Consider the following 13,809-nt stretch of genomic DNA (forward strand, 5'->3'; position numbering starts at 1 on the left):
TTGTTTTCCTATTTTAGCATGATTTTAAACTAAATAAAAAAACTTCATATTCTGAATAGTAAATATAATTTGACAATAATTTGAATCAAACTTATAGTAAATAAAGTAGTGAAAATGATAATCGTTATCAATTGAATATGGAATTGATAATAATTGTAAAAAAGGAGATTCAAATGAAAAAGTTATTATTACCGTTTATTCTTATTTTTGTAATAATCGCGAGTGCATGTAGTCACAATTCGTCAGATAAGAAGGCGAGCACTTCAAATATGGATGATCAACCTAAAACATTTACATATCAATCGGAAACTGGCCTTGTTGAAGTACCAACACATCCAAAACGCGTTATCTTACTTTCAGGTTTTACTGGTAATGTCATTTCTTTAGGAGTAAATGTTGTTGGGGTAGATGTTTGGTCAAAGAATAATCCAACTTTTAAGAAAGAATTAAAAGATGTAGCGGAAGTATCGGATGAGAATCTTGAAAAAATAATTGAATTAAATATAATTGGATTATCAAATATTAAAAATATAGATAAATTGAAAGAGATTGCTCCAACGGTTACATACACATGGGGTAAGTTAGATTATTTAGCACAGCATATCGAAATTGGTAAATTGTTAAACAAAGAGAAGGAAGCCAAGGAATGGATTGATGACTTTAAACAACGTGCGGAAAAAGCCGGAGATGAAATTCGCGCTAAAATCGGTGAAGATGCAACTGTATCAGTATTTGAATCATATGATAAACAGCTATATGTATTCGGCAATAATTGGGCTCGCGGAACTGAAATACTATACCAAGCAATGAAATTAAAAATGCCTGAGAAAGTAAAAGAAGTGGCTCTAAAAGATGGTTATTATACACTTTCTACAGAAGTGCTACCGCAATATGCAGGAGATTACATTATTTTAAGTAAATACGCAGATGCAGATATATCGTTCCAGAAAACAGATACATATAAATCTATTCCAGCTGTAAAAAATAATCGTGTATATGAAATGCTTGGCAATGGCGCTTCGTTCAGTGACCCAGTTACACTTGAGAAACAGCTAGCATTCTTTAAAAAATCGTTTTTAGAAAATTAATAGATTGTAGAGGGACTTTCAAATTTAATATGCATAAAAATAGAGGAACTAAATCAAAATTAAGATTTAGTTCCTCTATATTGTAACCGACAATGTTATTCTGCAATTTTTTCTAAATTTCCGTTTTTATCCATTCTAAAAGATGTTGCTGCTGGTTTCTCTTCCTCTTCAAATAATACTAATTTTCTAGCGCGGTTCATTATTTTCATCATTGTTTCATAGTCTTCTTGAACAGTAGTAGCGTCTTTTTCAAGCTTTTCTACCTGTCTCTGTAACTGTGAATTTCGTTCCTGTAATTGCATAAGCTCTCTTTTTAGTTGATCATTTTCACGGACTAAACGGTCGCTACCAATTTGATTACTTGAAAGACCTTGTAAGAACTGGATGACATCAAACATTGTAATTGAACTTTTTCTTGTATTCACTGGTGAAGCTGACGAAGTCTGTGATTGATACTGATTTTGAACTGAAGGAATACTTGAAAATATCTCAGTCGTTGGTTCCTCATTATGCGTTACTTCAACGCTTGTGTCATTTTCATTATCAGTTTCCACAAAAGACCCAAATTCCTGATCGAGATCAACACCATATTCTAAATCTTGTTCATCATTTAAATAACGATCAAAATTACTAGATACATCTGTTTGTATATAACTAGATTCAGAAGGTGTATATAATAATTTTTTCTTAGCATCTTCACCTTTAGCGTGACGAAGCTTTTCTTTACGGAATTTCTTAGCTAATTGAAGTGCTTTTTCATAATTATAGCGAACTACAGCATTCCAACGAAAACCACATGCAGCCGAGGTACGTTCTAAAACATCGCCTACTTCTTCAAAGGCATTTAATTGGGTACTACCTTCTCGTACATGACGTAAAACGGTTTCCGCTAAAAGTAAATCATTTTCTTCAGTCCATGCATCCTGTCTTAATTTCATCATAGAAATTTCCCCTCAACTTTCTTTTATTCAATTAATCGATTTAATTTCCTAGCTGATTAATAGAAGTTTGGACAAAAAAATAGAAAACTATACAAAAAATAGAAAATAGTAGAATACTATTTGGAGTGATTTATTTGGAAAACTTGCATGTCCTTTTTGGAACGAGTAAAATTACTGCTGAGTATGTTCAATTTAGAACAGAAAGGATTGTAAAAAAATGTCAAATGAATTTAGAATATGTGATGACTGCCAGGCGACAAATATTAAAACATTAGTCCCTCGCTTAAAAAGAATAGATGATGAAGCAGAGATTAAAATTGGTTGTCAATCTTACTGTGGACCTGGACGAAAAAAATCATTTTGTTTCGTAAATAATCGTCCTTTATCTGCACCAAACGAAGATGATCTACTTGTAAAGATAAAGTCAAAACTAGGTAAGAATTAAACGTTCCTTCATCTTTAGGAGCGTTTTTTTGATATAATAGATTGAAATGTGGAGAAAGCTTGCCCAGCTCTGAAGGGAATATCTCCATTCAGCTGAAGAAGTGGCGATTTTTCCACTTCGAAGATGGATGGAATATTACCGAAGAGCTAGCTTTCGGAACTAGACACCATGAAATACCTATTTTAACTTTGATATTTAAGGATTAAGGGATAAAAATTAATAATAAATGTAGAAGGTTGGTTTTTAACCTTTATTGGGCTTTGGCTTATGACCTCTAGGGGCTAACGCCTTGTGCTACAAAGGGAAAGATAGAAGAGTCCTGTTCAGAAAGTAAATTAAATAGCATATAAAGAATTAGTATACATATTGAAAGGGGGCCAAGATATGTCATATCGTTTCCAAAAGCTTTATGAGGAAAAAGTATTTAAAGATCCCGTACATCGTTATATTCACGTAAGAGATCAAGTTATTTGGGATTTAATAGGAACGAAAGAATTTCAGAGACTACGCAGAATTAAACAGCTTGGTACTACATATTTGACGTTTCATGGAGCTGAGCATAGTCGATTTACTCATTCGCTTGGCGTTTATGAAATAATAAGACGTATGGTAGATGATGTTTTTTCTGGTCGTCCTGAATGGAATGATGACGACCGCTTATTAGCTCTTTGTGCTGGATTATTACATGATGTTGGTCATGGTCCTTTTTCGCATACATTTGAGAAGATATTTAATTTAGATCATGAAGAACTAACGAGAGAAATTATTGAGGGTTCAACGGAAATTAATGCAGTTCTAAGAAAAGTAGGGGATGACTTTCCTAAGAAAGTATCGGAAGTCATTGAGAAAACATCAGCGAATAAGTTAGTTACGAGCATGATTTCAAGCCAAATTGATGCAGATCGAATGGATTATCTTCTTAGAGATGCATACTACACTGGTGTAAGTTACGGTAATTTTGATATGGAACGTATTTTGAGAATTATGCGTCCCAGACCCGACGGTGTCGTTATAAAACAATCAGGTATGCATGCTGTTGAACATTACTTAATTAGTCGTTACCAGATGTACTGGCAAGTTTATTTTCATCCTGTGTCTAGAAGCGCTGAAGCAATTTTACAGAAAATATTACAAAGAGCTAAACATTTGCATGAAACAGGTTACCATTTTAATTATGTACCGGTGCATTTCGGTCATTTATTTGAAGGTAAAATTGACTTGGTTGAATATATCAAATTAGACGAATCAGTTCTTCTATATTATTTCCAAGTATGGCAGGAGGAATCTGACCAAATCTTAAGTGATCTATGTCAACGTTTCTTAGATCGAAATTTATTTCAATATGCAGACTTTGATACACAAAAACATACTGAAAAGTTTGCTGAATTAAAGGAGTTATTTTTAGAGATAGATATAGACCCGGAATACTATTTAGTAATTGATACAATTTCAGATGAGGCTTATGATTATTTTAGATACGGTGAGGAAGATGGAAAGAAACCGATTTTATTATTACAAACGAACGGTGAATTAAAAGAAATCTCGCGTAAATCTGAACTAGTAGATGGAATAACTGGTAAAAAGTTATTTGATTCTAAGTTATATTTTCCGCATGATTTAATCTATAAAAATCCTGATGAAAAGAAAAAGAAAGTAATCGAAATGATTGAAGAAATAGCGGGTGCTAAAAGAAGATAAAAACAGTAAACGGAAGATACTCCCGTTTACTGTTAATGTATGTAAGGAATTCTATTCGTCACTAAGGCGTTTACCTGCAACTGCATAGTGGTTTTTTGTCATTTCTTCTATGAAAACAACTATCTTTTCGGTTGGAGCACCTGTTGTTTCACTTACTGCATCAGTAACTTTTTCAACTAATGCTTTCTTTTGTTCTTCAGTGCGACCTTCTAGCATTTTTACTGTAACGTATGGCATATTATGACCTCCTTCATTTTGTCATTTTTATTATAACTCAGGAAGTCAGAATAATAACGATTAAATCGATTAACATTGAAGAAATCATAAAGAATAATTTAAACTATTAATAAATTAACCGTTTAGTTACATAAAACAGCAATTTCTCGAGAGGAGCAAAGAATGGGATCATTTTTTCAATATCCATTAAAAGATATACCTTTAATATTATTAGTTGTTGCAATTTCGTTATCAGTTCACGAATTTGCGCATGCTTATGTAGCTTATAAATTTGGAGATGACACGGCAAAAAGACAAGGCAGATTAACGCTTTCTCCATTTAGACATTTAGATATTTTCGGAACAATTGCGATTATTATTTTAGGCTTTGGTTGGGCAAGACCAGTTCCTGTAAATCGCCATAACTTTAAACATCCGAGATTAGCAGGAATTTTAACCACTGCAGCGGGTCCGATTAGTAATCTAATACTGGCGACGCTTGGTTTAATCGCTTATTCACTAATATATAAGTACGGATTTTTTCATTCTTTCCCACAAGCACTATCACTTACTTTAGATTCTTTCTTTAATATTTTCATTCAAATGAATATTGTATTATTTGTGTTTAACTTAATTCCTCTTCCGCCATTAGATGGATACCGAATTTTAGAGGATTTGGCTCCTAATGATCTTCGTGCAAAAATGTCACAATATGAGCAATATGGAGCATTTATATTTTTAGTTTTAGTTTTAACTCCTTTAGATAACTATACAATACAACCAATTTTCCAGGTTGCTATACCTTCAGTTTTCCACTGGATTAATTCAATCGTTACACCATTAATTTTTTAGGAGGGGCACAATGTCTGATCAACCAAAAAAGAAATCACTAGGTTTTAATATATTAAAAAATGATTCAACGAGTGGGCATGGCGGATTTGGTGTTGGAGCAATTAGTTTAGAAAATATTTCGCCAGTTTTTATTGATATACAAGAAAATGACGTATTTGTAGATATCGGTGCAATGCATGCAAGAAGTTCAGTTGAAAAAGGGATCAAGTTTTTAACAAATGAGGATGAAGTTCCTAATGGAAAACCATATTGGTTAGTGTGGGTCGCAACTGAGCGAACTGAAAGTGGTCCTTATTATGCTGGAGTAACAGGTTGCTACATGACTGTTGATCGTGAAGCTAGAAGGGGATATAAGCTTCTTCCTGACCACGTAAATAAAATGGATAAAGCGATGAAACGTAAAATAATGGTTGAACAGATGGATGAAAAGTCTCGTAAATTATTAGCCAATTACTTAAAATCGCACAATGAAGAGATGTGGAATAATTCATCTGACCAATTAAAAAGTGAACTTTTAGGTTAGTATACTTTTTTGCACATTAAGTAAGTATAAATTGGCAGCGGAGAAGGAAAATCGACGTAGTTTCCAATTTTAGGTATTAAGTATAAGTGCAACTACGTCTCTGTCTTCGCCCTAGGGCTCGCCAATCGACGAGTTTTCTTTAGGTAAATTATATAAAAAATTTGAAGAAATCGTCGAATAATCTTTTTACATTTAAGACTAAATAAAGTAAACTATTAATAGCTTGGACAAAGCTAGGACTAGGACAAACAAAGGACCTTACCAATTTGGTGAGGTCTTTTGTTTTTAAAGTAAATATTGTGAATACCAGGGCTTACTGTCTTTATTTTCCTTTTTATGTTTTTGGTTTATTTTTTTATTCATACAAGGTTTTGTAGGTTGTGTCCCTCTACGAAAATAAAGTGAAACCTTATCGCCGCAGCCTTCTTTATATAAAAGGCCAGTCTTTTCATCTACAGCAACTTTAACTAGGTCATCAGGTAGTTTAGAGTCTACATTTTTATCCAATAAATTTGTCATTACTGATGCCCATACCTTCTTGGAAAGTGAACTTTCCTCTACGCTTAATATTTTTGAATGATCATACCCAACCCATACTCCAACAATAAGATTCGAATGGAATCCAATCATCCAGCTGTCCGTTTTTGTAGTGCCGGTTTTACCATAATAATCTTTTGATAGTTCAGGAATAATACTAGTACCTGTTACTGGTAAGTAGCTTGAAAAATTTGTGTTAAACATTCCGTTCATTAGTTGCTTAAGAATAATGGTTTGATCTTTATCCAATCTTTGTTTTTTATCAAACTTTTCTTTATAGATCATCTTTCCAGATTGAGTTTTAATCTCTTTGATGAAATGAGGAATAACTTCTTTACCATTATTCGCAATTAAAGCATAAGCTCTTGTCATATCGAGCAGTGAAGCATCTTGAGTGCCAAGTGCCATAGAAGGTAGTTTATTATTTGGTGTGGTTAAATGGAATAACTTCTGTGCTTTAATAAATTCGTCAGTACCAACTGCCTGTTGGGTTTTTACAGCGTATATATTGTCAGAAACAGCAATAGCTTTAGCTAGAGTAATTGAATCATGTGCGTATAAATTGCCACTATTTTTAGGACTATATGAATCTCCATTTTCAAAGTGAAAAATAGTAGGCTTACTTTGAAGTCTTGTAGATGGAGTAAATCCGTTTTCAAGTGCACTGTAATATAGAATTGGTTTTATAGTACTTCCTACCTGTCTTTTCGACGCTATTGCACGATTAAATAAAAACTGTCCTTTCTCACGGCCTCCAGTCATACCTAATACTTCACCAGTTTGACTATTTAATACGACCACACTAGCCTGTAAATCAGGAATTGGCCTAATATATTTATCAAATGCTTGATCAATGTGCTTTTGAATAGCGGGATTAAATGTTGTATAAATTTGGCTACCATTGTTATTGATCGATTGTCCAATTGAAGCCGTAATCTCTTTTTGAACGCTTTGTTGAAAATAGGATGTAAAAGAAGAATTTGAAGTATGTTTAATCGGTTTTAACTTAATCGTTTCATCAATTGCATTTTTAACGCTTTTTGAGTTGATTAATTTATTCTGTTCAAGTGCTGTTAAAATTCGTAGTTGTCTTTTCTTTACAGATGAAAAATGAACGTAAGGGTCATATTTTGAAGGATTAGCTGGAATACTTAATAAAAATGTAGATTCACCAATTGTAAGCTCGTTTGTCTCTTTTCCTAAGAAGGTATTCGCCGCAGTTTCTAGACCATAAATACCATGTCCAAAATAAATGGTGTTTAAATATGCTTCTAATATTTTATTTTTACTGTAAGCAGACTCAAGTCTCATAGTTAAAAAAGCCTCTTTTAACTTACGATTAATCGTTTTTTCTTGTGAAAGATATAAATTTTTTGCAAGTTGCTGAGTTATTGTACTTGCCCCTTGTGCGTATTGTCCCTTCGTTATATTAATTAAAATAGCAGAACCCAACCTTTTTAAGTCGAAGCCATGATGATGAAAAAAATTACGATCCTCAGAAACTAAAATACTATTGATGGCAATCGGAGGCACATCTGCAATTTTAAGTGTTTTACGATTTTGAAGTAGCTTAGTTTTACTAATTAATTTTTGATTGTGATCATAATAACTTGAATTTGACTCAATAAATAATGAAGGTTTTGTAGATGTAATTGCAAACAGATAGACACACGATAAAAATAGTGTACCTGAAATTGAAATAATAGTAAGTAAAATGCCGATCTTTTGAAGTGTACGCCAATGAAAAGAGTAGTTGATATTATACAAAAATGTATCCTCCTCTCGATTCGTTTCTCTAATTTAATACTAGTATGGTAGATTAAGAGAAATTTTATTCAAATTACTGTATTAAAAAATATCAAATAATTTAGCTTTAAAAATCTTGCATTTCACAAAAATTACTCTATACTTTTCTTTTGTACGGCAAAAAATTGTCGTAACAACACAAATCCGATAGGAATTAGGAAGAGTGGGGATAATACGAAACATAATCGAAAAGTGGAGGCGCCTAGGCCAGCCCCGACAAGCATAAGGCGAAGCCTGAGGGAAGTTGGTTTCATTTGGATTTGGCTTATGACCTTTGGGGGCTAGGCGTCGGAACTGGATAAAACGATACATGTTTCAGACTAAATCTTGATAAAGAAGGGTAGATGCATTAAATGGAATTATGGTTTACTGAAAAACAAACAAAAAACTTTGGAATTACTGCTAAAATTAATAAAACTTTACATACAGAGCAAACTGAGTTTCAAAAGCTTGACATGGTAGAGACAGAAGAGTTCGGAAACATGCTTATTTTAGATGGTATGGTTATGACAACTCAAAAAGATGAGTTCGTTTACCACGAAATGGTTGCGCATGTACCTTTATTCACACACCCAAATCCTGAAAACGTATTAGTTGTAGGTGGCGGTGACGGTGGTGTTATTCGCGAAGTATTAAAACACCCAAGCGTAAAGAAAGCAACTCTAGTTGAAATCGATGGAAAAGTAATTGAATACTCTAAAATATACTTACCTGAAATTGCAGGAAAATTAGAAGACCCACGTGTAGAAGTAAAAGTAGACGATGGATTTATGCATATTGCAAATAGTGAAAATGTATACGACGTAATTATGGTAGACTCAACTGAACCAGTTGGTCCTGCAGTTAACTTATTTACAAAAGGCTTCTATGCTGGTATCTCTAAAGCGTTAAAAGAAGATGGTATTTTTGTAGCTCAAACGGACAACCCATGGTTTACGCCAGAGTTAATCACACAAGTTCAACGTGATGTAAGAGAAATCTTCCCAATCACTCGTTTATACATTGCAAATATTCCAACATATCCAAGTGGAATGTGGACATTTACAATCGGTTCGAAAAAACATGATCCACTTGAAGTAGAAGAGAATCGTTTCTTCGATATTGAGACAAAATATTATACAAAAGAGCTACACAAAGCAGCGTTCGTATTACCAAAATTTGTAGCTGATCTTACTAAATAAGGGGGCTTTATTATGCGTTTTGATGAAGCTTATTCTGGAAATGTATTCATAAAGAGTCATCCAAGCTTTGAAGAAAGTAAAGCAGTTATTTATGGTATGCCTATGGATTGGACTGTAAGTTTCAGACCAGGTTCTCGTTTTGGTCCTGCGCGTATTCGTGAAGTTTCAATTGGATTAGAGGAATATAGTCCATATCAAGATAAAGAACTAGAAGAAGTTAAGTATTTTGACGCAGGGGATATTCCATTACCATTTGGTAATGCTCAAAGAAGCCTTGATATGATTGAAGATTATATTGACGGCTTATTAGCTGAAGGTAAATTTCCTCTAGGAATGGGTGGGGAGCATCTTGTATCATGGCCGGTAATGAAAGCTATGTACAAGAAATACCCAGATTTAGCCATTATTCATTTTGATGCTCATACTGATTTACGTGATTCATATGAAGGTGAGCCATTATCTCACTCAACACCAATTAAAAAAGTTTGTGATTTAATTGGACCAAAAAATGTTTATTCATTTGGAATTCGTTCGGGTATGAAGGAAGAATTTGAGTGGGCTAAAGAAGTTGGAATGAATTTATTCAAATTCGAAGTGCTTGAGCCGTTAAAGAAAGTACTTCCAACGCTAGCTGGACGTCCAGTATATGTAACGATTGATATCGATGTATTAGATCCTGCACATGCTCCTGGAACAGGAACACTTGAAGCAGGTGGTATTACATCAAAAGAAATGCTTGATAGCATCTTAGCAATCGCAAACAGTGATATAAACGTTGTTGGGGCAGACTTAGTAGAAGTAGCTCCAGTTTACGATCATGCAGAGCAAACTCAAGTTGCGGCAAGTAAATTTATTCGTGAAATCTTATTAGGTTGGGTTAAATAAAAAGATTTGTAAAAGGCGATTTTTCGTTCATTAGGACGAGAATCGCCTTTTTATATTGAATTTGAAAGTGAAACACTTGAAACTATTTAAGTAAAATTTTACTAAAAATGTAAAAACGTTATTGATAATGATAATCATTACCTTTATAATTGAGAACGATTATTGTTATCAAATTATGGGGGAAGATGAAAATGAAAAAAGGGGTAAGGAAATTTATTTTAACTCTACACTTGGTGTGCAGCTTAGTTTTTGGCCTTTTTATTATTGCTGTTTGTGCAACGGGTAGTGTATTGGTGTTTGGGAATCAGATTGAGCATATATTAAACCCACAGTATTTTAAGCCAGCAAGTAGTGAAAGAAATGTTGGAATTAAAGAAGCAGAAAAGATTTTCCTTGCACATTACAAAGGTTTTCAAATTTCGAGGATGGATGTGCCTTCCAAGTTATCTGATGTATATCATGCAAGTATGTCAAAAGGACATAATGAAATTGATGCATATGTAGATCCTAGCAATGGCAAATTATTAGGCAATTTTGATAGAGAGAAATCAATCGTTTCTTTTGTTAAAGAGTTACACACACATTTATTATTAGATGATATTGGTGAAATAATTATTGGTATCGTTGCAATTGCATTTATTTTAATTCTTATTACAGGTATTTATTTATGGTATCCAGGCATTAAACGAATGTTTAAAAGCCTAAAAATTAAATTGAATAAAAGTCAAATGGCAAAAAATCTATCATTACATAATTTCATAGGGGTTATTACTTTACCATTTTTACTTGTTGTAGCAATTACAGGAATGCTATTTCCATTCCAAGAAAAGATTGAAGAATCTTTGAAATTGAAATTTACATCAAATTACCCTGAAGAACTTAGATCTGTTGATAATGGTAAACATCAAATAAGACTGGATACGATAGTTGCCCAAATTAATAAATTACACCCGGAAGGTGAGCTATACAAGTTGAGACTTCCATCGGATAAAGAAGGTGTTATAGAAGCCCAATTAAGTGATGGCAGTTACGACCCTGAAGGTAAAGGAAATACAAGCGAATTCTTCGATCAATTTTCTGGAAAGCATTTAGGAACTTTTTCAAAAAATACTGAAACAGCCTATGATAAATTTTTTGTTTGGCGAGAAAGTTTGCATAGAGGAACTTTTGGTGGTGTGTTCGTAAAAACAATTTATGCCTTAGTTGGAATAGCTCCACTTGGTTTAGGGATAACTGGGATTACAATGTGGGCGTTAAAACGAAAAAACAAAGTTAAAAAAATGAGAAAATTACAGCAAACAGCTTAAGATGAACAAAATTTTATATGGAAGTAGGATTTAACGACATCAGTTGAATCATTTGTTAGAACCCGAAAGAAAGTACGCTAAAAGCCGTATTTATCTTTCGGGTTTTTTGAATAGGTATCAAATATGATTATTTGTACAGTTTTTATAGTAAAACAACAATTTTGTAGAAAGATAAAAATAGAAAAATGCACAAAGTTAACGTTGACGTTAACGATATATTAGGAGTAAGATAGATAAGTGATATAAAAAAGATAAATTCATTTCGAAAGGAGGAAATGATTTGCTCTACAAGATAGATGAAGTAGCAAAAGAATGTGGGTTAACAAAACGTTCGATTCGTTATTATGAAGAAATCGGTCTAATCTCTCCGCCTGAAAGAAGTGAAGGAGGATTTCGACTTTATTCAGATCTTCATATCGAACGTTTAAAGAAAATAATGAATGTTCGTGATGTTCTTGGTTTTTCTTTGCAGGAGGTTCAGGAGTATATGGCAATCAGTGAGGCGTTTGAAGAATTCCGATTGCAATATAGAGAAAACAAGGAAAAGATGAATGAAGATGAAAGAAAGAAAAGTCTATTAGGAGCTGAAGAAGTACTCGCTCAACAATTAAAAATGATTGATGAAAAGCTTAAAAAAATGAACGACATTCGAGATGAAATGAACGAGATGTATCAGAGGGTGCGTAAAGCATTAGAACAATAAATAATATAGGAGATGGTTGAAACATGTCAAACTTGGCAAAAAGTAAAAATCAAAAGACAAATGTAAATCAAAAGTCAGGTCTTTTGAATCAACCAAAAGCTATTTGGGCTGTTGGTTTTGCATGTATTATCGCATTTATGGGAATTGGTTTAGTTGACCCAATCTTACCAGCAATCGCTGAAAAGATGCATGCTTCTAAAAGTGATGTAACGCTTCTTTTTACAAGTTACAATTTAGTAATGGCAATCGCGATGTTAATAACAGGTTTTATTTCTTCACGTATCGGAATTAAATGGACACTACTTTTAGGCATACTAATTATTGCAGTTTTCGCAGGTCTCGGAGGAAATTCAAGCAGTATATGGGAATTAGTATGGTTACGTGGAGGTTGGGGACTAGGTAACGCACTATTCGTTGCGACTGCATTATCGGCAATTGTTTCATTATCTAGATCAGGTGTTGCACAATCAATCATTTTATATGAAACTGCGATTGGTCTTGGTATATCAGTTGGTCCACTGTTAGGTGGAGAATTAGGTTCGATCTCTTGGAGAGGTCCATTTTTCGGCGTTGCTTGCTTAATGGTAATAGCATTTTTATCTCTATCCTTTATGATGCCAAAAACACCTATAACACAAAATACGAAAAAAGCGTCATTTCTTGATCCATTCCGTGCCCTTAAACATAGATCTTTATTAACATTAGGTATTACAGCATTTTTATATAATTTTGGATTCTTTACTTTATTAGCATTCTCACCATTCTTTATGGGATTAAAGGAACATGGTTTAGGATTCGTTTTCTTAGGTTGGGGACTTTTATTAGCAATTACATCTGTATTTATGGCACCGAAATTACAAAAAAAATTCGGTACACTTAAATCGATGTATGCTATGTTAACTCTTTTCGCTATCACACTTATCGTTATGGGAATTGGAACAGATACAAGTAGTGTCATTATTGTATGTGTAATAATTGCTGGTGCATTTTTAGGTAATAACAACACATTAATTACAACAGCAGTAATGCAAGCAGCTCCAGTTGAACGTTCAACAGCATCAGCTGCATATAGCTTTTTACGTTTCCTTGGTGGAGCAATTGCACCATATTTAGCAGGTAAACTGGCTGAATGGTATAATCCACATGTACCTTTCTATGTAGGTGGATGTTTTGTATTACTATCGGTACTTTTCTTGTTTATTAATAAAAAGCATTTAATTCATATTGATAAAGCAGAATCTGCACATTAATATTATCGGGTATTTCTCGATAATTGGTGAAAACCCGCTAGGAATTACGCATTCCTGGCGGGTTTTGTGTTTTTTTGAATATGAAAAAACAATAAACAGCCCTTTACGAGCTGTTTATTATGGTCCAAAATGACCGAACAACGACAAATAAACGATGAAGCCGATCAGTGCGAGTAACCCGATTAGTGCAGCTGTAAAACTGCCGAACATGATCGCTTTCCGTTTGAAAATGAACCACAAGATGAGTCCCACAACGAATGGAACGAAAAAGACGTACAAATAAATGAGAAAAATACTCGATAACGAAATGATTCCAATCCCTAGTCCAATGAAAAATAGTTTGCTAGAAGATAGTTGTGCGATTGTTTTCATAAAGT

13 protein-coding genes are annotated in these 13,809 nt (G+C 33.5%); 10 read left to right on the top strand and 3 right to left on the bottom strand.

All coding sequences use genetic code 11. From position 1 onward, the window contains the following. Nucleotides 1–173: 173 nt before the first annotated feature. Nucleotides 174–1,088, top strand: coding sequence for an iron-hydroxamate ABC transporter substrate-binding protein (locus EP747_RS09435; protein ID WP_129689655.1), 915 nt, complete (start codon nt 174–176; stop codon nt 1,086–1,088). Nucleotides 1,089–1,183: 95 nt separating this feature from the next. Here the strand turns inward: EP747_RS09435 and EP747_RS09440 are convergent, their stop codons facing one another. After that, nucleotides 1,184–2,026, bottom strand: coding sequence for an RsfA family transcriptional regulator (locus EP747_RS09440; protein WP_129690160.1), 843 nt, complete (start codon nt 2,024–2,026; stop codon nt 1,184–1,186). A gap of 220 nt (nt 2,027–2,246) precedes the next feature. Between EP747_RS09440 and EP747_RS09445 the strand changes: the two genes are divergently transcribed. Together EP747_RS09445 and EP747_RS09450 are read left to right on the top strand one after the other, a co-directional pair. After that, nucleotides 2,247–2,474, top strand: a complete 228-nt coding sequence (locus EP747_RS09445; RefSeq protein WP_025671004.1) for a DUF1450 domain-containing protein — start codon at nt 2,247–2,249, stop codon at nt 2,472–2,474. A gap of 384 nt (nt 2,475–2,858) precedes the next feature. Next, the gene (locus EP747_RS09450) at nt 2,859–4,172 is read left to right on the top strand and encodes an HD domain-containing protein (RefSeq protein WP_129689656.1); all 1,314 of its coding nucleotides are present in this window, start codon (nt 2,859–2,861) and stop codon (nt 4,170–4,172) included. A gap of 51 nt (nt 4,173–4,223) precedes the next feature. On the opposite strand, the gene EP747_RS09455 is transcribed toward EP747_RS09450, so the two are convergent. Beyond that, nucleotides 4,224–4,409, bottom strand: coding sequence for a 2-hydroxymuconate tautomerase (locus EP747_RS09455; RefSeq protein WP_025671006.1), 186 nt, complete (start codon nt 4,407–4,409; stop codon nt 4,224–4,226). Between the two features lie 162 nt (nt 4,410–4,571). On the opposite strand from EP747_RS09455, the gene EP747_RS09460 reads away from it, so the two are divergent. Continuing rightward, nucleotides 4,572–5,240, top strand: coding sequence for a site-2 protease family protein (locus tag EP747_RS09460; protein WP_129689657.1), 669 nt, complete (start codon nt 4,572–4,574; stop codon nt 5,238–5,240). A 10-nt stretch (nt 5,241–5,250) separates the two neighbouring features. Continuing rightward, nucleotides 5,251–5,763 carry a YwhD family protein gene (locus EP747_RS09465; RefSeq protein WP_129689658.1) on the top strand — a complete coding sequence of 171 codons (513 nt, stop codon included), beginning with the start codon at nt 5,251–5,253 and terminating at the stop codon, nt 5,761–5,763. Nucleotides 5,764–6,048: 285 nt separating this feature from the next. On the opposite strand, the gene EP747_RS09470 is transcribed toward EP747_RS09465, so the two are convergent. After that, nucleotides 6,049–8,067 (bottom strand): transglycosylase domain-containing protein, encoded by a 2,019-nt coding sequence (locus EP747_RS09470; RefSeq protein WP_165346948.1) that lies wholly within the window; start codon nt 8,065–8,067, stop codon nt 6,049–6,051. A gap of 392 nt (nt 8,068–8,459) precedes the next feature. On the opposite strand from EP747_RS09470, the gene speE reads away from it, so the two are divergent. The 5 genes from speE (at nt 8,460) to EP747_RS09495 (ending at nt 13,432) form a co-directional block, all read left to right on the top strand. Continuing rightward, nucleotides 8,460–9,287, top strand: coding sequence for a spermidine synthase (gene speE / locus EP747_RS09475; protein ID WP_025671010.1), 828 nt, complete (start codon nt 8,460–8,462; stop codon nt 9,285–9,287). 12 nt (nt 9,288–9,299) lie between these two features. After that, a complete protein-coding gene (gene speB / locus EP747_RS09480; protein WP_069033703.1) occupies nt 9,300–10,172 on the top strand; it encodes an agmatinase in 873 nt (290 codons plus the stop codon). Between the two features lie 185 nt (nt 10,173–10,357). After that, entirely contained in the window at nt 10,358–11,479 is a 1,122-nt protein-coding gene (locus tag EP747_RS09485; RefSeq protein ID WP_129689660.1) for a PepSY-associated TM helix domain-containing protein, read from the top strand. A gap of 280 nt (nt 11,480–11,759) precedes the next feature. Further along, nucleotides 11,760–12,182: a MerR family transcriptional regulator gene (locus tag EP747_RS09490; protein ID WP_129689661.1), complete on the top strand. Its 423-nt coding sequence runs from the start codon at nt 11,760–11,762 to the stop codon at nt 12,180–12,182. A gap of 23 nt (nt 12,183–12,205) precedes the next feature. Beyond that, nucleotides 12,206–13,432 carry an MFS transporter gene (locus tag EP747_RS09495; protein ID WP_129689662.1) on the top strand — a complete coding sequence of 409 codons (1,227 nt, stop codon included), beginning with the start codon at nt 12,206–12,208 and terminating at the stop codon, nt 13,430–13,432. The last annotated feature ends 377 nt before the right edge of the window (nt 13,433–13,809 follow it).

Origin of the sequence: Gottfriedia acidiceleris (assembly GCF_004138285.1) — a bacterium.
GTDB lineage: Bacteria > Bacillota > Bacilli > Bacillales > Bacillaceae_G > Gottfriedia > Gottfriedia acidiceleris_A.